This window comes from Klebsiella sp. X1-16S-Nf21 (assembly GCF_002837615.1).
Lineage (GTDB): Bacteria > Pseudomonadota > Gammaproteobacteria > Enterobacterales > Enterobacteriaceae > Klebsiella > Klebsiella variicola.
In genome coordinates, this window is the sequence record NZ_PJDK01000024.1 from 1 (window position 1) to 17,825 (window position 17,825).

Genomic DNA, 17,825 nt, shown 5'->3' on the forward strand with positions numbered 1-17,825 from the left:
TTAAAGCCCAGAGAGTATCCTGAGTTTTACGAAAGCTCTGGAAACCAGCTATCTCCTGAGCGCTCCATCCCTCAGCCTTGAGCGTGACTGGAGAGAGGGCTTGCCCTTTCAGGTTAGCCTCTTTAATACAACGCTCCATAGCAAAGTGCCGCTCTGCTGGAATCTTCTTAACCGTATCTACAAAAGGCTTAGATATTTCCATCAGCTTAGCTGCTACACGGTCGCTCTGAATATCGCCTAATACAGCCCCTTTAAGGAATTCAGGAGAGAACATAGAAGCAGGATCAATCACCTGAGAGGTGAGAGAGCCATGCCCAGTTTTACCATTAGCAAATTCAAAGCGGTTAAGCACATTGAATACTGAACTTACCCCGAATTTCTCAAACTGTGTATCTGCTAAATCACTGGCGTTATATTCATAACGCTGATTAACTTGTAGGAGGAAATCGCCTTTAATCTGCGTGTTATTCCCTTTCAGGAGCTTATCCTGAGCTGCCCTGTCAATTGGAATATATTCATCACCATTACGCATAAGGATGGTAATATCATTTTCATCTACACCATATTTACTTAATGCAAACTGAGCTTGATTAAACGCATCCTGTACATTTGACCATCCACTGTCTGTAGGGCCATATACAGCGGAGATATGTAACCCGCCATCAGGAGCTTCTGTTATAGCTGACATCTCTTTCCGTGATGACATCCCCGTAGCGTTAAAGAAATCATTAGACACGTTAGCGGCTAAAGCTTGTTTCTCCCGCTGGGAGATATGGGGAGAGGCGGTATTAGTGACAAGGTTAATAATGTCATTGTCTGCCATCTCAGCAATATCAGAGGCAATCTCTGGGCGATGTACTTTATTTTTTACTGAGCCATTTACGCTACCGGGCTGGGGAGCTAAATCACCAGCTACTGCCTCAGTACGGCTAGTACCATAAAGCGCCTCAGCTACATCCCCCGTCTCATCTGCCTCAGCCATTGTGTGAAGCTGGCGAGCTTTATCCGGGTTAGCATCCTTAATCACCTGAGAAGGGGAAGTGGGCTGGATGTCTGTAGCAATGAAGCGACGCTGCCAGCTACGTTCGGTAGCACTGGCGGCTTCTGCTGCTTCATCCACTGCCCCAGCAGCCTTAGCAAGTTTACCCGTTGCTTTCAGGCCACCCTTAATCATAGAGCCAATGCCAGCAATATCTAACAGGCCCATGATGTTATCAATATATTTATCTGAGATAGTGTAAGAGCCATTCTCTACAATCTGCTGTAGGGCTTCATAATTAGACTGGTCGATTGAGTCCGGGAGTAGAATCGTTTTCCCCTCAGAGGAGAGGGCATTAGACAAGGCCGTTAACGCAGCACTACGTTCTTCCAGAGGAAGGCTGTTAAACTTCTCAGCCATAGCAGCGCGTGAGCTACCGGGGAGGAAGAAAGCTTTAAGCGCTTCTCCACCAGTGCCACCCATAGCGGTTTCCAGTCCAGCCTGTTTAGCACCAGATACCAGAGGGAGCATATCTTCTGCCACTGCTGAATAATCTGCTACAGCGTTGCTCTTCTGCTTCATAGCATTGAGCGTTTTCTGTTGTTCACGTTGAGCGGCGATTGCGGAGGAAATACCTGCCGCCCATAAACCCCGTAAATCTGCTGCCTCTTCTGTCTGATTGGGAGTTGCCTGTACAGCCTCCTTAGTACCTAACAGAGCGCGGGGGTTATACATTGGGCTATTACGATCATTCACTGCATGGATTGCATTCTGCTTCCATTCATCAGAAATAGAGGGGTCTGCTAAGTATTGGGCTGTAGTGCGCTGCATAGCGGCTTGCTCATTAGCTGTAACCTGCTCTGTAATATCCTGCATTGTGGGGCTGGTGCCATGATTCACCAGTTCAGCGTTAACAGCCTGATAGGTTGCCATTTGTTGAACGGGGTCATTAGAATTAAGGAGGGCTACAGTAGCAGCCTGATTACGATTAGAGGGGGTGGAGGTAGCAGGGGGTGCTGTTTCTCCTACAGCGTCTGTATCCTGAAAATCTTCAATCTGGTAGTCCTGCCCATCCTCAAAATCATCAATAGAATATTTATTATCTGCCATTTATATTATCGCTCCATTGAAGGGGGAAGAGTTTCATAAGGAAATTGATTGTCAGGATAGTTAACTTCATAGCGTGTGGTTTCTTTCTTGCCTTTGTCTTCATCAAAGAGAGTTACTTTACGCTTGATGAGGCGGAAGGCTTCCAGCCATTTAAAGATTGCCGCCACTTCTTCTATTTCATCCATGCCTGTGCGTTTACACACAGAAAAATAGGAAACTCTCACATCACCATAGCGATTAGCAAGGGAGGCCATATAAGCAAATACAATACGATGTTGCGGAGGGAAGGGGATGGTGTTTCCTTCATAGATAAAAGAAGGAATATCCAGAATACTCCAAATGCGGAAGGGAGATTTGCATCCCTCAAATAAATCAGACATGTGTATATTCTCTTGTAATGTTATTTTAAATCTTTCAGCATGTAATAGAGGGCCATCACCTGCGTTTTACTGGCTGACCAAAGCTCAGGGAAATAGATAAGAAGGGCCATTATTATTTACCCTCACGCAGTTTCTTAAAGAAATCCACTCCAGCATTAACGCTCTGTAATGGAGAAACATTCTCTGTTTTCCCTACATGCTTCCCTCGAATCATATCCATCTGCTCACGTTTAGACAGGGAGTCAGTGGATTGCATTCCTTCCAGTGGGTCAAAATACTTCTTAGCCTCTTCCTGCTTACGAGCGTGGGAGAAGAAGTCTTTAGCCTTGCTCAAATCAAAGCCGCCATATTGGTTGCGTAATGTTGTAGTGGTTGCAATGGCTCGCTTCTCTTCTGCTACGCGCTGAGCATCAGCAGCTACAGCCGCCATAGCATCTTCACGAGAATAACCAGCTTCAATAAGTTTCTGTACCATCTCTTCAAACGGGTATGCCATATTATTTTCCTTTTCTTTTTGATATGTCTTTAAACGCTTCCAGCAGCTCTGCGAGCGTGTCTAATTCTTCTGCTGTAAAATGTATGTCAGAAGCTACAGCGTTCAATGGGGAGCAATAGCGGCGCTCATATAATGATGTCTCAATGCCAGTGAGGAATAATGCTTCACTGATTATCTGACAATGCTTGCTGTCCATTAGGGGATATTTAGTTGAAAGGGCATAAGCAATGCCAAAGGGGGAATGCTTAGCTGCTTCTTCTTCATTTAGTAGTTTAATGCTATGTTCTGTATAATTCATCAGGAGCCTTTATATTAATTATGTTGCCCGATTAATGGTTGACAGGGGAAGTCCTCTTAGAACGCGATGCAGGAGCTTCTACGGGGTGTTTAGAGAGGGAGTTAGTCTGCATATTCAAATGGCATGAATTCATTATATGCGTATTGTTTATGATAGCTTTTCTTATACTCAGCCGGGCTTTGTTTGTTAGGATATTTCCTTGCTGCTCTTGAACGAGCATCATCTGGATTATGAGGGGAGCGTTTAACTTGAGGGAAACTGCCCTTAAAGGGGTCGATTTCGGAAACCAGTTTGATTAATTCATTCATTATCATAAGCTCCGACAATCTCTAAATAGTTTTTAAGAAGAGAGAGAAGAATCAGGCTTGGGCTTTTATCTATCTGCTTACAATGTTCTTTCAAAGGCTCACGCATTGCCGGAGGTATTCTTATTTGTAAACGCTTAAGGGATGCGGCTGTGTTCATTTTCTCTTCCCCCTATTATTGATTGCCAGTGGTTAGCTCTAGAATGGAGAGTAAATAGCGAACGCTCTGCTTATTAAAGGGCTTGCCTTGTGGAGTGAAAACTCCGCGAGCATTGAGGACATTTGACAGGGCCTGATAGCCATAACCAAAGGTGAGTAGTTCTTCCACAATAGGACGTACAGTCTGCTGGTATTTCTCAGCGGAAGCTTGACGTGATTTAGTTAAGTGTTCAGAAGTAGGGCGCGTATAAGTGAAGGTCATAGTATAAATCCTATAAGAAATTTCCCTATAGCGCTGACAGAAAGGATGTATGCGATGATCTTCCAGTCAAGCCAAGCTAAGGTGATTAAGTCGTAAATATATTGTGCATATTTATTTTTTAGTTTCATATTATAAAGGTATCAAAAGTGTGCCTGAATGTAGGCGGGGGAGAGGAGGTCAGAAGAGCGACTACACCGAATGGCAGTACGATATAATCTAGTTCTCCTCTCCCCCGGATAGATAGAGCCGGATACACTCAGGCGACCAAACCCTTACGCATCCATCCCCGGGCAGAGCTATCTGCGGCTAGGCTCTTTGAATTATTAAGGCCATAAATAACTAATTAAGAAGAAAGTAGTGGCAACTAAATAGAGGAATGGCTCCATCACTTAGCCTCCCCTTCTACTTTATCAGCGTGCTCTTTACGCCAACGGCGGATGTTACTCTCTAATGAATTGAGAGCCGCATCAACAAACATACAAGTGAAGGGGCCATATTCTTTATTACCAATAAAGAGAACATCTTTATCTAAGGCACATTCTTTCTCATTAGATTTCCACTCAGCATAGCCAATCAATTGAGGAAGCGTATCGCAGAAGGTAGAGAAGTTGAGCCACAGAGGGTGGATAGTGCAATCTTTGTAGGAGGCATACTTAGGGTGATTCCCATATACCCGCCGAATCATATTAGACCATGCAGAGTATTCACGAGTAACCTTTCCGTTAATGCGTGTAGGATGATTCCCTTCTCCGATACAACCAACTCCCATAAAGGTGGGCTTCATCTTATCCTCTACTTTACCCGCTTTAATGGATGAAGCTTTAACTACCTTGAGAGAGCCAGTGTTAAGAAATTCAACAGTGATGTGTTTAGCATTCTTGTATTCAACAATACGAATGTCGCCGCAGTTGTTGGTTGGGATAATGTCGCCTACAGAGATTGAACGAGGGATGTAAGACATATTGATTTCCTTTTATTGTTATTTGTATTAGGAAGAAATGTTATTCGGTTAGTTTATAATGTTGCATCAGGAGATTTACAATCAAAGCAGCTACACTGGTTCCTTTGTTGTGAGCTTCTTTTGCCATTGTATCGAACAGGATTTGAGGAAACTTTAAGTGCATGTTAATTTCCTTACGCGTTACGGAAGAATTCACCTTCCGGGAGGAGGGTGTATACCAGTTCATCATCGTTATTGATGTACATATCAAACAGGCGATTGATGAAAGCCCATTTAATATCGAGCATTAAATGCTCTCTGGAGATATTTAAGTGGGCCATAAGCTCAGACATGGGGACGCTCCCGGAAGGAGCACGCAGCGCTTTCATAAGGGGGATGATCTTCATCTTTTCTTTTTCCTTATTATTGATGATAATATTAATTAATATTGCCTAATGTATGGGTCATACGGAAACTCAGCATTCATCTCAGCTTCAATCTGTTTTAATGTTGGAGCGGAGAACTTCTTCATCAGTTTATCCTGTGCATCAGATACTGCTTTAAGGTACTTATCCGCTTCTACGAGCTTCCCTTCAATAGCAAGTTTACGAATTATCTCTTTATCCCCTTTAGTAAATGGAGCTGGAGAAATTACACAAGAGGGCACGCATCCATACTTTTCATAATCCTTAGCATCCTGAGCGAAATCAAATGATGTACGCTGAGAGAAGTTACCGCGTTCAATATGATATGACAGGCTGCGAATGACGCTTTCACATTTACGCAAGATGTAGCGGCAATATCTCTCCCCCGGAATAGCATCACCTTTAAGCTCACGTTTAGCAGTGAACAGTCTTTGAATGCTTTCTACTGACAGAGATTCTAAATGGGCAAGAACAAACAAGAGCTGATTACGCGGAACAGTTGTGTTGTCCCCTGCCTCATTCAAGCGTAACGCTCCGGTCACTACATCATCAATGACTGACGGTAGGATAGCTACTGATTTAATTTCGGCAGTAGTAGTTCTAACATCTTTACGCTCTAGGTTTTGGAAGATAGAGCAATACGGGTTAAGAATCTCTTTAGGCTTACGCCCTTTACCTTTTTTAATTTCGGCAGTAGTAGTATAAGTCCCTTTCAAAGGGAGGCCAGTTAAAGACTCTGTCACCGCTGGTGACACATCGTAGCCTTCTGGTAGACAATAATCTAAAGGGTTAATAATCTCGCCTGTAAGAGAGTCTACAAAAACATCTTCACACTTAACAATCATAGAGGGCTTACCTTATTATTATAATTATATTAGGTCATAGCTGTTTACAGTGACTAAGGACAATATGTCCGGGGTAGTAAGGACAATTTGTCCACTGAGTAAGGACAATATGTCCTCCTATTATATTAATTAAATCATTATTAAATAATAAAGAGATAACAGAATGCCTGCGGCGCAGACGCGGGAAGCTATTCAGCAACTAAGGTTGCTTCATAAGCTCCCAAGAGATAGAAGATTAATGTGCTCGATAGAGCGTATGATTGAGTCTTACATGTTTCTTACTTTTTTCATACCCTATATGTATATACACTCCAAAAAAGTCGATTTGTGCAAAACCATTTTTAATTTATTTTTCATCTGTATGTTTTATAAGGAAATTTATTTTCACTTAAAAGGGGAGTGCAGCTATGCTGCGTCTATAGGAGTTAAGTTAACAGGAGACTCTGTAATCAATTCAATGATAAAAATAAGAAAAGGTATTCCCTATTATCCTAAAGCCGCCTGTAAACTCTCTGAGAGCGTTTTAGAGGGGGTCTTTATTGGTACTAATTTCGCCAGTCATTTTGTATATAAACTTCTCCGTAGCATCTAAAAACGCGGCTTTATTTTTGCCAAGAAGTTTACATTTGGTTATGGAGTCAACTTGGATAATAATATTGCGTGCAAGCTCTTCTTCGTAGTTATATTCACTCATAAGCTTATTGATAATCCATCTTGAGTTTCTTACCCTGCAAATAGAGCTATGTATAAATCCCGCGATTACTAGTGATAGCCATGCACAAAAGAGTACCCCTAAGATGATAAATATCGTCGTGACCACATTACCCCCCTGCAATCTCACCTTAACTAGATAAGAGTTCATTGTATCAATGCATACTATGTCCGGGCTATTAATTTAAGTTGGCTTTCTTGCGTTAGGTGTCACATATGCTGTGATAAAAGTGAGATAAAACTGTGATAATGCGTATCCCGCCAGACGAGGTAGAAGCAATGACCCTGCGGGAGGCTTGTGCTAACAAGCTACTTGCCTTAAGCTGGCAGAATTACAGAAGTTTATTGTAACGATGACTCGGGGTGCCCTTCTTCGTTGAAGGCTGAGAAATACCCGTACCACCTGATCTGGATAATGCCAGCGTAGGGAAGTCAGAGACCGCAGGGTCATTGCTTCTACCTCGTCTGGCGGGAGCAAACCATGCCTGAGCTGCTGAATCCCGCGCCTGTCGCGCACCTGCGCCATCTGCTGCGCGCCCATTCCCCCCTTGTGCACTGCATGACCAATGACGTGGTGCAGACCTTTACCGCCAATGTTCTGCTGGCCGTCGGCGCCTCGCCGGCGATGGTGATCGATCCCCGCGAAGCGGCGCAGTTTGCCGCTATCGCCGATGCGCTGTTAATTAACGTCGGTACCCTGACCGAAGATCGCGCCGTGGCAATGCGCGTCGCGGTGGAACACGCCCGTCAGGCCGGAAAGCCCTGGACGCTGGATCCGGTGGCGGTCGGCGCCCTGACCGTGCGCACGGCCTTTTGTCACGAGCTGCTGGCCCTCCAGCCGGCGGCCATTCGCGGCAATGCCTCTGAAATTCTGGCGCTGGCCGGGATGAGCGCCGGCGGGCGCGGGGTGGATACCACCGATACGGCCGCCGCGGCGCTGCCGGCGGCCCAGGCGCTGGCTAGTCAGTTAACCACCATTGTGGCGGTTACCGGCGAGGTGGATTACGTCACCGACGGCGAGCGGGTGCTCAGCGTGGTGGGGGGTAATCCGCTGATGACCCGGGTGGTGGGCACCGGCTGCGCGCTGTCGGCGGTGGTGGCGGCGAGCGCTGCGCTGCCGGGGGACCGGCTGGAAAACGTGGCCGCCGCCTGTGGGCTGATGAAGCAGGCCGGGGAGATCGCCGCCCGTCAGGGAGGCCCTGGCAGCTTTATTCCGGCGTTTCTCGACGTGCTGTATCAGGAGGTGCAGGGATGAAACGCATCAACGCCCTGACCATCGCCGGCACCGATCCCAGCGGTGGGGCCGGTATCCAGGCCGATCTGAAAACCTTCTCCGCGCTGGGGGCCTATGGCTGCTCGGTGATCACCGCCCTGGTGGCGCAGAATACCCGCGGCGTGCAGTCGGTCTATCGCATCGAACCGGATTTTGTGGCCGCGCAGCTCGACTCGGTGTTCAGCGATGTGCGTATCGATACCACCAAAATCGGCATGCTGGCGGAGACCGATATTGTGGAAGCCGTGGCCGAGCGGCTGGCGCGCTACCGGGTGGCCAACGTGGTGCTGGATACCGTCATGCTGGCGAAAAGCGGCGATCCGCTGCTGTCGGCCTCGGCGGTGGAGACCCTGCGTCAACGATTGTTGCCGCAGGTGTCATTGATCACCCCGAACCTGCCGGAAGCGGCCGCGCTACTCGATGCCCCCCATGCGCGCACCGAGCGCGAGATGCTGGAGCAGGGGCGGGCGTTGCTGGCGCTGGGCTGCGGCGCGGTATTAATGAAGGGCGGCCATCTCGACGACGCCGAAAGCCCGGACTGGCTCTTCACCCGCGAAGGGGAACAGCGGTTTACCACGCCGCGCGTGCAGACCAAAAATACCCACGGCACCGGCTGCACGCTCTCCGCCGCGCTGGCGGCGCTGCGCCCGCGTCATGCGGACTGGGCGGCCACCGTCGCCGAGGCGAAGGCCTGGCTGTCGGCGGCCCTGGCGCAGGCCGACTCTCTGGAAGTGGGCCACGGCATCGGTCCGGTGCACCATTTCCACGCCTGGTGGTAAATGGCAGCACAACGGGACAGCAGAATCTCCTGAAAAAATGGCCCCCCGGCTGGAAAATAGGCTAAGTCGGTACCAGGCTTAACCTGCCCAAAAAAATTGGGTTGGGATAATGCATGCCGGCTTCGGCCGGCCTTACGGGAGATTGCTATGACTGATATTACGCAGTTGCTGGGCAAAGATGCCGAGAGCCTGTTGCAGCACCGTTGTATAACCATTCCGGCCGACCAGCTGTATCTGCCTGGGGCAGATTATGTTGATCGGGTGATGGTGGATAATAACCGACCACCGCCGGTGCTACGCAATATGCAGACCCTGTACAATACCGGACGCCTGGGAGGAACCGGCTACCTTTCCATTCTGCCGGTTGACCAGGGCGTGGAGCACTCGGCGGGCGCCTCCTTCGCCGCCAACCCGCTGTACTTTGATCCGAAAAATATCGTCGAGCTGGCGATCGAAGCCGGCTGTAACTGCGTGGCGTCGACCTACGGCGTGCTGGCCTCGGTGTCGCGCCGATACGCGCATCGCATCCCTTTCCTGGTGAAGCTCAACCATAACGAAACGCTGAGCTACCCCACCGAATACGACCAGACCCTCTACGCCAGCGTTGAGCAGGCGTTCAATATGGGGGCGGTGGCCGTGGGAGCGACGATCTATTTCGGCTCGGAACAATCGCGTCGTCAGATAGAAGAGATTTCCGCCGCCTTTGAGCGGGCCCATGAGCTGGGCCTGGTCACCGTGCTGTGGGCCTATCTGCGCAATTCGGCGTTCAAGAAAGATGGCGTCGACTATCATGTCTCCGCGGACCTGACCGGTCAGGCCAACCACCTGGCGGCCACCATCGGCGCCGATATCGTTAAGCAAAAAATGGCGGAGAATAACGGCGGCTACAAAGCGGTTAACTTCGGCTATACCGACGATCGGGTGTACAGCAAACTGACCAGCGATAACCCCATCGATCTGGTGCGCTACCAGCTGGCCAACTGCTATATGGGCCGCGCCGGGCTGATTAACTCCGGCGGCGCGGCGGGCGGGGAGACCGACCTTGCCGACGCGGTGCGCACAGCGGTGATCAATAAACGCGCCGGCGGTATGGGGCTGATCCTCGGCCGGAAGGCGTTTAAGAAATCGATGGCTGACGGCGTGAAGCTGATCAATGCCGTGCAGGACGTCTACCTCGACGGGAAAGTGACTATCGCCTGATAAGCACGAGTATCGTTGGGATCCCCGGTGGCGCGACGCGCACCGGGGTTACCGTTCTTTATGCGCCTTCAGGCCGCGCCGTTACCGCGTCAGCAGCCAGCGGGCGGTATGCTCATCGGTCACCAGGCCATTGATCCAGCCGCCTTTAAGGGCGGCCAGGATCGCCGGTCGTTTGTATTCTCCACAGGCCGCGGCAATACGCGGGCAGTGGTTCTGACGGATATCATAGCTGGTGATCATGCGGTTGATCTCGCTGTCTACCACGTGGCCTTCCGCATCGATAAACCGTCCGAGGATCTCTCCGATGCCGCCGCGCGCGGTCAGCTCATCCATTTGCGCCTGATTGATAAACCCGTCTTTAAAGATCGGACTTTGCGTGCCCAGGGGACCAATGCCGACAAAAATCACGTCCGCCTCTTGGGCGACGCCGGAGACGCTGCGGAATAAGCGGTTGGTGCACCACATCTCATGCTCCTCCGCGCTCTGGGCGTAGCGCGGCGCCGGCCACTGATAGTACTTGGCCTTAATTTTGCGGGTCAGCAGCAGGGGCACGTCATCGTAATAATTGCACTGCCCGTCGGCGTTCATGGCGCTGATCAGCGCCACGCAGCGGGTATTCAGGCTGTCAAAATCGATGCGCTGCAGCGCTTTTTTCAGGGTCAGGCCCGAGCCCAGGCCGATGATTTTCTCCTTATCATCCTGCAGATAGCGAGCCATCAGCTGATAGCAGCCAAACGACACGCTGTCGAGGGTGCTTTCTTCGCTAAAGGCGGGGACCACATTGCACTCGAGAAGCCGGTACTTTTCCTGCAGCAACTGCGCATAATCGAGGCAGTTTGCTACCGGATGGTGCAAATTAATCGACACTATCCCTTCTTCTTTCGCGGCGGCGATCAGCCGTTGCACCACAGGTCTGGAGGTGCCCAGCTGGCTGGCGATCTCGCTCTGATTCTGACCGGCGATGTAGTACATCCATGCGGCACGCACCTTCTGATCCAACCGGATATCGTCTTCTTTACTCATGGTTTCCCGCCCTAAGTTGCTGACCAGGGCTCGCAATTGGCCCGGCGAATACCCGCATTCTCGCCGTGGTTGGCATAACTGGCAAGCTTTTGCTCTTTATTGGTCATTTGTAATTTAATTGGGTAATTGTTCTTTTGTGATCCGTGGCTCTTATTTTGGTCAAATGATCAATTACAGTGGCGCCATCAACTCAAGGAGAACAGAACATGAACAATCAATTCACATGGCTTCATATCGGTCTGGGTTCTTTTCATCGCGCGCATCAGGCGTGGTATCTGCATCGTCTGATAGCGTCCGGGGATAAGCGCTGGCACATCGCGGCAGGAAATATTCGTAACGACGCCGAGCAGGTGGTGCAGGCGCTGGCGGCGCAGGGAGGACGTTACGTCCTGGAGACCGTCAGCCCGGAAGGGGAGCGCGAATATGAAGAAATTACTTCTATCCAGAAATTGCTGCCGTGGCAGGCCGGGCTGCAGCCGCTGATTAACGAAGGGGCGAACCCGCAGACCAAAGTTATCGCCTTTACTGTGACGGAAGGGGGGTACTACCTGAACACCCGCCATCAGCTGGAAACCAGTAACCCCGATCTGCAGGCCGACCTGCAAGGCGAGTGCAAAACCATTTATGGCACCCTCGCGCGGATCCTGGAGAAGCGCATGGCCGACGACGCCGGGCCGCTGACCCTGCTCAACTGCGACAACGTGCGCCACAACGGCGAGCGTTTCCACGACGGCATGGTCGAGTTCCTGCAGCTCACCGGCAAACAGGCGGTGATTGACTGGATGGCGGCCAATACCACCTGTCCGAACACCATGGTGGACCGCATCACCCCGCGTCCGGCGGCCGATCTGCCGGCCCGTATCAAAGCGCAAACCGGGATTGATGACAAAGCGCCGGTGATGGGGGAGACCTTTATCCAGTGGGTGGTGGAGAACCACTTCCGTGATGCCCGCCCGAACCTGGAAGCGGTCGGCGTGGAGATGGTCGAGTCGGTCATCCCGTATGAAGAGGCGAAAATCCGCATTCTGAACGCGTCGCACAGCTGCATTGCCTGGGCGGGAACCTTAATTGGCCAGCAGTATATTCATGAAAGCACGCTGACCGATGTTATCTACGCCATTGCCGACCGCTACGTCACGGAGGATGTCATTCCCTGCCTCGGCGATAACGGCATTGATCTGCCCACCTACCGGGATGTGGTGCTTAAGCGCTTTACCAATCCCTATATCCAGGACACCAACCAGCGCGTCGCCGCCGACGGCTTCTCGAAAATTCCGGCGATGATCGCCCCCACGCTGCAGGAGTGCTATCAGCGCGGCGTCCGCCCTGAGGCGACCGCCATGCTGCCGGCGCTGTTCTTCGTCTTTATGGAGCAGTGGCATAAGGGAACGCTGCCCTATCAGTACCAGGACGGCATCCTGGATGCGCAGGCGGTGCATGAGATGTATGAGGCTCAGGATCCGGTGGCTGTCTATGCCCGCGATAAAGCCCTGTTTGGTGACCTCGCCAACAACGCGGATTTCCTGGCGCTGATGCGCGAGAAAGTCGCCGCCGTTTACACGCTGATTAAATAAGAGGTGGCTATGTATCTGGGTATCGATCTCGGCACATCGGAAGTCAAAGCGCTGGTCATTGATGAGAACTATGAGGTTATCGCCAGCCATAGCGCGCCGCTGAGTATTCAGCGGCCCCATCCGCACTGGTCAGAACAATCGCCGGAGTTATGGTGGGAGGCGACGGAGTACCTGATGAACACGCTGCGGGAAAAATGCGCGCAGCACTGGCCGGCCATCAAGGCGATTGGCCTCTCCGGACAGATGCACGGCGCGGTGTTGCTGGATGAAGAGGGGGAGACGATCCGTCCGGCCATTCTGTGGAACGACACCCGCTGCGCCGCAGAGTGCGCCGAGCTGGAGGCGATGGCGCCGGAGCTGCATCAGGTGGCGGGCAACCTGGCGATGCCGGGCTTTACCGCGCCGAAGCTGCTGTGGGTGCGCCGTCATGAGCCGCAACACTTTCAGCGCACCGCCACGGTGCTGCTGCCGAAGGATTATCTGCGCTATCGGATGACCGGGAAGAAAGTCTCCGACATGTCGGACGCCGCCGGGACGCTGTGGCTGGACGTGGCGAAGCGCGACTGGTCCGACGCTCTGCTGGACAAGTGCGGCCTGTCGCGCAGCCACATGCCGACACTGGTCGAAGGCTGCGAGGTTTCCGCCACCCTTGATCCGCAGGTGGCGGCGCGCTGGGGGCTGAACGCCTCGGTGGTGGTGGCCGGGGGCGGGGGGGATAACGCGGTTAGCGCCATTGGCGTCGGCGCGGTCTCGCCGGGGGATGCGTTTATTTCGCTCGGCACCTCCGGGGTGCTGTTTGTGGTGACCGACGCCTATCGTCCGGCGCCGCAGTCGGCGGTACATGCGTTTTGTCACGTGCTGCCGAACCTGTGGCACCAGATGAGCGTCATGCTGAGCGCCGCCAGCTGTTTGCAGTGGTTCTGCCGCCTGACCGGCACCACGGAGGTGGCGCTGCTGGCGGAAATTGCCGAGCTCAGCGAGGAGGAGAAAGCCCACGCCCCGTTCTTTTTGCCCTATCTCTCCGGTGAACGTACTCCGCATAACGATCCTGATGCGCGCGGCATGTTCTGGGGCCTGACCCACGCCAGCCTGCGTGCTCAGCTTGGCTACGCGATGCTGGAAGGGGTGAGCTTCGGTATCAACGACGGCCTGCAGGCGTTGAAAGAGAGCGGTACGTCGATCGCGCAGTGCTCGCTGGTGGGCGGCGGCGCCCGCAGTCCGTTCTGGGCCCAGCTGCTGGCCGATATTCTCGCTATGCCGGTGGTGACCCATAAAGGGGGAGAGACGGGCGGCGCTCTGGGCGCGGCGCGGCTGGCCTGTCTGGCGGCGGGCAAACCGATTGCCGCGGTGTGTGAAAAACCGGAAGTCTGGCAGACCTGGCGTGCGGATCCCGTTCGCCACCACACCCTGATGCAACGCTACGCGCAGTTTAAAGACCTGTATTTAAACGATCTGAATTATCGGCAGCACTGATTTTCATCATAACAGCCGCTGCGTTGCACGTTGCGGAGCGGCCACCCTGTACCCTGAAAACGAGGTCATTATGTCTATCAATAATAAACAGTGGCTCGGTTTACCCCTGAACCTGCTCTGGGGATACATTGCCATTGCCGTATTTATGACCGGCGACGGTTTCGAATTAGCCTTTCTGTCGCACTATATCAAAGCGCTCGGCTTCTCTCCGGCGGAGGCCTCCTTTGCCTTTACCCTCTACGGCCTGGCCGCCGCGCTATCGGCGTGGATTTCCGGCGTGGTGGCGGAAATTATCACCCCGCTGAAAACGATGATGATTGGCTTCGTGCTGTGGTGCGTGTTCCACGTGCTGTTCCTCGTTTTCGGCCTCGGTCACGCCAACTATGCGCTGATCCTGATTTTCTACGGCATCCGCGGCTTCGCCTATCCGCTGTTCCTCTACTCGTTTATCGTGGCGATTGTCCATAACGTCAAAAGCGACAATGCCAGCTCGGCCATCGGTTGGTTCTGGGCGGTCTATTCCATCGGCATCGGCGTGTTCGGCAGTTATATTCCGAGCTTCACCATTCCGCACATTGGCGAACTGGGGACTTTATGGCTGGCGCTGGCCTTCTGCGTCACCGGGGGCGTGATTGCCCTGGCTTCCCTGCGCCATATTCAAACGCCGCAGCATATGCAGAATCTCACCACTCGCCAGAAATTTTCCGAGCTGGGACGCGCCGCGACGCTGCTCTATACCAACCGCAATATTCTGCTGTCGAGCATGGTCAGGATTATCAATACCCTCTCGCTGTTCGGTTTTGCGGTCATTATGCCGATGATGTTTGTCGATGAGCTGGGCTTCACCACTTCAGAATGGCTCCAGGTATGGGCAGTCTTCTTCTTCACCACCATTTTCTCTAACGTGCTGTGGGGGATCCTGGGGGAAAAACTGGGCTGGATGAAGGTGGTGCGCTGGTTCGGCTGCATCGGGATGGCGCTCTCCAGCCTGGCGTTTTACTACATCCCTCAGCACTTTGGCCATAGCTTTGCGATGGCGCTGATCCCCGCCATCGCCCTCGGGATCTTTGTCGCCGCCTTCGTGCCGCTGGCCGCTGTGTTCCCGGCGCTGGAGCCGAAGCACAAAGGCGCGGCGATTTCGGTCTATAACCTGTCGGCGGGGATGTCGAACTTTCTCGCGCCGGCGATTGCCGTGGTGTTGCTGCCGTTCTTCAGCACCATCGGGGTGGTGATCGCCTACACCGCATTGTACGTGGTGGCCTTTTTCCTCTGCGCCTTTATCCGCGTGGAGCAGCCGGGGTTCTCCCACAAGGAAGCAACCGCCCGCGAGCAGGTTGAATTCTCTTAGGTGATGCGGCTGGCATGAAGCGCATGCCAGCCTTAATGAGGTGAACGAATGAGTATGCAGGCGGTTATTTTTGACATGGATGGCGTGATTATTGATTCCGAGGCGCTGTGGCGACAGGCGCAGATTGACGCCCTCGCGCAGTGGGGGGCAACGGCGAGCGTGGATGAGTGTGAAACCCTCACCAAAGGCAAACGCCTCGACGAAATCGCCGGCACCTGGTGCCGCTATTTTCAGCTTGATCTCGACCCGCAGCGGCTTGAAGCCGCGATATTGCAGCGTATTACCGGCCTGATCGCCACCGAAGGCGAGCCGATGCACGGCGTGCATGAGGCGTTACGCTATTTTCGCGAGGCGGGCTATCAAATTGCGCTCGCCACGTCATCATCCCGCCAGGTTATTGCCGCTGTGCTGAACAAGCTCTCGCTCTGGCACTTTTTCGACGTGGTTTGCAGCGCAGATGATGAAGAACGTGGAAAGCCACATCCGGCGGTTTATCTGACGACGCTGCGCAAGCTCAATCTCAACGCCAGCCAGTGCCTGGTGATTGAGGATAGCTTTACCGGCTTTTGCGCGGCTCAGGCCGCCGGTATTCCCACGGCGGTGGTTGCCGAAGATAGCCGACAGGGGCGCTATCAGGCCGCTGTCGGCCGCTATCAAACCTTACCTGAACTGCTGGAAGCGCTTAACGCCGAGCCAGCGGCGGTCGCATAACTTACGCTTTCGTGAGCGCAGAAAATCCCGGGATGTACACGGTCGGTCACTCTCTTTTCTGCGCTCACGCCCTTTTTTCTCCATGCCGATCCGCCTCACATTTCGCTCATCTTTTGTGAAAACAGTCACGTCTTGTTGTGCCAATGCCCAAATTTATGGCCTTGCTTAGCGGTGTTTGTCCGAGGCACTGCTACGTAATTGTGCTTAGATTATATATTGAAACATATTTTCAATAATGTGAAACCGCTTTACCGATTTACCTCTGTCGATCGGATTTGGCCGTGATAAGGATTGAGCATGAAAATTGAATCTGTGAATGTCACCGTTTTCCAGTATCCCACTCGTCGGGTTTCCGACAGCGCCGGGCACTCCCATCCGGGGGCTGAAAGCATGGCCAAAATGGCGATGCTGACCATCACCGCTGATGATGGGGCGCAGGGTTTTTCGTTTGCGCCTCCGGAAGTCGTGCGCCCGTTCGTGGTGAATACTTTTTTTCGCAAAGTGCTGGTGGGGCAGGACCCGTTTAACCGCGAGCGTATCTGGCAGGATCTTAACCACTGGCAGCGCGGCAGCGCACATCAGCTAACGGAGCGCGCGCTGTCGTTTGTTGAACAGGCGCTGTGGGACCTGATTGGCCGCAGCCTCAGGATGCCGGTCTACAAGCTGCTCGGCGGCTATCGCGACACCGTCCCGGCTTACGGTAGCACCATGTGCGGCGACGATCTACCCGGCGGCCTGTCGACCCCGGAAGAGTATGCCGCCTTTGCCGAAAAGCTGGTCGCCCGCGGCTACAAGGCCATCAAACTGCACACCTGGATGCCGCCAATCTCTTTTGCGCCCAATCCCAAAATGGATATTAAAGCCTGCGCGGCGGTGCGCGAAGCGGTAGGGCCGGATATTGACCTGATGATTGATGGCTATCACTGGTACAGCCGCGCCGAGGCGCTGTGGATCGGCAAAGCGCTGGAAAAACTCAATTTCGCCTGGTTTGAAGAGCCGATGGAGGAGGATTCGATGTCCTCCTACGCGTGGCTGGCGGAAAACTTGTCGATTCCCATCGTCGGGCCGGAGAGCTTCGGCGGCAAGCACCACATGCGCGCCGAATGGGTGAAAGCCGGAGCCTGCGACATTCTGCGCGCCGGCGCTAACGGCGTGGGGGGCATTACCCCGACCATGAAGGTGGCGGCGCTGGCGGAATCTTTCGGCATGGATTGCGAAGTCCACGGCAACGGCGCGGCAAGCCTGGCGGTGGTCGGCGCGATCCGTAACTGCCGTTGGTATGAGCGCGGCCTGCTGCATCCGTTCCTCGACTACGATGAACCGGCGGCCTATCTCAACAGCATTGTCGACCCGATGGATGATCAGGGATTTGTGCATTTGTCACAACGTCCGGGTCTCGGCGAAGACATTAATTTTGCGTATATCGAAGCCAATACCGTTAGCCACGACTGATTTAAAAAAATAAATGCCCGATGGCGCTGCGCTTATCGGGTCTGCGGCCCGGTAGGCCGGATAAGGCTAAAATGCCGCCATC

At 52.9% G+C, this 17,825-nt stretch carries 20 protein-coding genes and 1 riboswitch; of the genes, 8 read left to right on the top strand and 12 right to left on the bottom strand.

Annotated features, from left to right (window positions below; translation table 11 throughout):
• The 11 genes from CW267_RS13010 to CW267_RS13040 form a co-directional block, all read right to left on the bottom strand.
• On the bottom strand, window positions 1-2,089 hold a 2,089-nt coding region (locus CW267_RS13010), incomplete at its 3' end, for a hypothetical protein (protein WP_133124740.1).
• A gap of 5 nt (window positions 2,090-2,094) precedes the next feature.
• A complete protein-coding gene (locus CW267_RS30045) occupies window positions 2,095-2,469 on the bottom strand; it encodes a hypothetical protein (protein ID WP_016161525.1) in 375 nt (124 codons plus the stop codon).
• A 112-nt stretch (window positions 2,470-2,581) separates the two neighbouring features.
• Entirely contained in the window at window positions 2,582-2,965 is a 384-nt protein-coding gene (locus tag CW267_RS13020) for a hypothetical protein (RefSeq protein ID WP_100781297.1), read from the bottom strand.
• A gap of 1 nt (window position 2,966) precedes the next feature.
• Window positions 2,967-3,263 carry a hypothetical protein gene (locus tag CW267_RS13025; protein ID WP_023341984.1) on the bottom strand — a complete coding sequence of 99 codons (297 nt, stop codon included), beginning with the start codon at window positions 3,261-3,263 and terminating at the stop codon, window positions 2,967-2,969.
• A gap of 101 nt (window positions 3,264-3,364) precedes the next feature.
• Entirely contained in the window at window positions 3,365-3,571 is a 207-nt protein-coding gene (locus CW267_RS30050; RefSeq protein ID WP_133124643.1) for a hypothetical protein, read from the bottom strand.
• Window positions 3,564-3,728: a hypothetical protein gene (locus tag CW267_RS30525; RefSeq protein ID WP_153677459.1), complete on the bottom strand. Its 165-nt coding sequence runs from the start codon at window positions 3,726-3,728 to the stop codon at window positions 3,564-3,566. Before CW267_RS30525 ends, CW267_RS30050 begins: the two co-directional genes overlap by 8 nt.
• 15 nt (window positions 3,729-3,743) lie before the next feature.
• Window positions 3,744-3,989, bottom strand: coding sequence for a recombinase family protein (locus CW267_RS30055; protein WP_016161520.1), 246 nt, complete (start codon window positions 3,987-3,989; stop codon window positions 3,744-3,746).
• Between the two features lie 385 nt (window positions 3,990-4,374).
• Window positions 4,375-4,950 (bottom strand): hypothetical protein, encoded by a 576-nt coding sequence (locus CW267_RS13030; protein ID WP_100781298.1) that lies wholly within the window; start codon window positions 4,948-4,950, stop codon window positions 4,375-4,377.
• A 40-nt stretch (window positions 4,951-4,990) separates the two neighbouring features.
• Window positions 4,991-5,113: a hypothetical protein gene (locus CW267_RS31520; protein ID WP_264755079.1), complete on the bottom strand. Its 123-nt coding sequence runs from the start codon at window positions 5,111-5,113 to the stop codon at window positions 4,991-4,993.
• Between the two features lie 10 nt (window positions 5,114-5,123).
• Window positions 5,124-5,282, bottom strand: a complete 159-nt coding sequence (locus CW267_RS30530) for a hypothetical protein (protein WP_160805878.1) — start codon at window positions 5,280-5,282, stop codon at window positions 5,124-5,126.
• An 89-nt stretch (window positions 5,283-5,371) separates the two neighbouring features.
• Window positions 5,372-6,199 carry a hypothetical protein gene (locus CW267_RS13040; protein WP_100781299.1) on the bottom strand — a complete coding sequence of 276 codons (828 nt, stop codon included), beginning with the start codon at window positions 6,197-6,199 and terminating at the stop codon, window positions 5,372-5,374.
• A 1,060-nt stretch (window positions 6,200-7,259) separates the two neighbouring features.
• A riboswitch (TPP riboswitch) is annotated at window positions 7,260-7,357 on the top strand.
• Between the two features lie 34 nt (window positions 7,358-7,391).
• On the opposite strand from CW267_RS13040, the gene thiM reads away from it, so the two are divergent.
• From thiM to fbaB, 3 genes are all read left to right on the top strand, one after another.
• Window positions 7,392-8,165, top strand: a complete 774-nt coding sequence (gene thiM / locus CW267_RS13050; protein WP_064180637.1) for a hydroxyethylthiazole kinase — start codon at window positions 7,392-7,394, stop codon at window positions 8,163-8,165.
• Window positions 8,162-8,962: a bifunctional hydroxymethylpyrimidine kinase/phosphomethylpyrimidine kinase gene (thiD, locus tag CW267_RS13055; protein ID WP_008804064.1), complete on the top strand. Its 801-nt coding sequence runs from the start codon at window positions 8,162-8,164 to the stop codon at window positions 8,960-8,962. The genes thiM and thiD overlap by 4 nt, the downstream gene beginning before the upstream one ends.
• A 147-nt stretch (window positions 8,963-9,109) precedes the next feature.
• Window positions 9,110-10,162, top strand: a complete 1,053-nt coding sequence (gene fbaB / locus CW267_RS13060; RefSeq protein WP_047666802.1) for a class I fructose-bisphosphate aldolase — start codon at window positions 9,110-9,112, stop codon at window positions 10,160-10,162.
• A gap of 81 nt (window positions 10,163-10,243) precedes the next feature.
• On the opposite strand, the gene CW267_RS13065 is transcribed toward fbaB, so the two are convergent.
• On the bottom strand, window positions 10,244-11,185 hold the full coding sequence (locus tag CW267_RS13065; protein WP_012541054.1) for a sugar-binding transcriptional regulator: 942 nt from the start codon (window positions 11,183-11,185) through the stop codon (window positions 10,244-10,246).
• Window positions 11,186-11,391: 206 nt separating this feature from the next.
• Here CW267_RS13065 and dalD point away from each other — a divergent pair, with 206 nt between their 5' ends.
• From dalD to CW267_RS13090, 5 genes are all read left to right on the top strand, one after another.
• On the top strand, window positions 11,392-12,759 hold the full coding sequence (dalD, locus tag CW267_RS13070) for a D-arabinitol 4-dehydrogenase (protein ID WP_032736020.1): 1,368 nt from the start codon (window positions 11,392-11,394) through the stop codon (window positions 12,757-12,759).
• Window positions 12,760-12,768: 9 nt separating this feature from the next.
• Complete coding sequence (gene xylB, locus CW267_RS13075; protein WP_100781300.1) at window positions 12,769-14,232, top strand: xylulokinase; 1,464 nt, start codon at window positions 12,769-12,771, stop codon at window positions 14,230-14,232.
• A 70-nt stretch (window positions 14,233-14,302) separates the two neighbouring features.
• Complete coding sequence (gene dalT, locus CW267_RS13080) at window positions 14,303-15,580, top strand: D-arabinitol transporter (protein WP_008804068.1); 1,278 nt, start codon at window positions 14,303-14,305, stop codon at window positions 15,578-15,580.
• Window positions 15,581-15,628: 48 nt separating this feature from the next.
• Window positions 15,629-16,291: an HAD family hydrolase gene (locus tag CW267_RS13085; RefSeq protein WP_086070609.1), complete on the top strand. Its 663-nt coding sequence runs from the start codon at window positions 15,629-15,631 to the stop codon at window positions 16,289-16,291.
• 297 nt (window positions 16,292-16,588) lie between these two features.
• Complete coding sequence (locus CW267_RS13090; RefSeq protein ID WP_008804070.1) at window positions 16,589-17,743, top strand: mandelate racemase family protein; 1,155 nt, start codon at window positions 16,589-16,591, stop codon at window positions 17,741-17,743.
• Window positions 17,744-17,825: the final 82 nt, after the last annotated feature.

Bases quoted from the DNA above. Each gene is read 5' to 3' on its own strand.
- CW267_RS30045 (WP_016161525.1), bottom strand. From the start codon at position 2,469: ATGTCTGATTTATTTGAGGGATGCAAATCTCCCTTCCGCATTTGGAGT.
- CW267_RS13020 (WP_100781297.1), bottom strand. From the start codon at position 2,965: ATGGCATACCCGTTTGAAGAGATGGTACAGAAACTTATTGAAGCTGGT.
- CW267_RS13025 (WP_023341984.1), bottom strand. From the start codon at position 3,263: ATGAATTATACAGAACATAGCATTAAACTACTAAATGAAGAAGAAGCA.
- CW267_RS30050 (WP_133124643.1), bottom strand. From the start codon at position 3,571: ATGAATGAATTAATCAAACTGGTTTCCGAAATCGACCCCTTTAAGGGC.
- CW267_RS30525 (WP_153677459.1), bottom strand. From the start codon at position 3,728: ATGAACACAGCCGCATCCCTTAAGCGTTTACAAATAAGAATACCTCCG.
- CW267_RS30055 (WP_016161520.1), bottom strand. From the start codon at position 3,989: ATGACCTTCACTTATACGCGCCCTACTTCTGAACACTTAACTAAATCA.
- CW267_RS13030 (WP_100781298.1), bottom strand. From the start codon at position 4,950: ATGTCTTACATCCCTCGTTCAATCTCTGTAGGCGACATTATCCCAACC.
- CW267_RS31520 (WP_264755079.1), bottom strand. From the start codon at position 5,113: ATGCACTTAAAGTTTCCTCAAATCCTGTTCGATACAATGGCAAAAGAA.
- CW267_RS30530 (WP_160805878.1), bottom strand. From the start codon at position 5,282: ATGTCTGAGCTTATGGCCCACTTAAATATCTCCAGAGAGCATTTAATG.
- CW267_RS13040 (WP_100781299.1), bottom strand. From the start codon at position 6,199: ATGATTGTTAAGTGTGAAGATGTTTTTGTAGACTCTCTTACAGGCGAG.
- thiM (WP_064180637.1), top strand. From the start codon at position 7,392: ATGCCTGAGCTGCTGAATCCCGCGCCTGTCGCGCACCTGCGCCATCTG.
- thiD (WP_008804064.1), top strand. From the start codon at position 8,162: ATGAAACGCATCAACGCCCTGACCATCGCCGGCACCGATCCCAGCGGT.
- fbaB (WP_047666802.1), top strand. From the start codon at position 9,110: ATGACTGATATTACGCAGTTGCTGGGCAAAGATGCCGAGAGCCTGTTG.
- CW267_RS13065 (WP_012541054.1), bottom strand. From the start codon at position 11,185: ATGAGTAAAGAAGACGATATCCGGTTGGATCAGAAGGTGCGTGCCGCA.
- dalD (WP_032736020.1), top strand. From the start codon at position 11,392: ATGAACAATCAATTCACATGGCTTCATATCGGTCTGGGTTCTTTTCAT.
- xylB (WP_100781300.1), top strand. From the start codon at position 12,769: ATGTATCTGGGTATCGATCTCGGCACATCGGAAGTCAAAGCGCTGGTC.
- dalT (WP_008804068.1), top strand. From the start codon at position 14,303: ATGTCTATCAATAATAAACAGTGGCTCGGTTTACCCCTGAACCTGCTC.
- CW267_RS13085 (WP_086070609.1), top strand. From the start codon at position 15,629: ATGAGTATGCAGGCGGTTATTTTTGACATGGATGGCGTGATTATTGAT.
- CW267_RS13090 (WP_008804070.1), top strand. From the start codon at position 16,589: ATGAAAATTGAATCTGTGAATGTCACCGTTTTCCAGTATCCCACTCGT.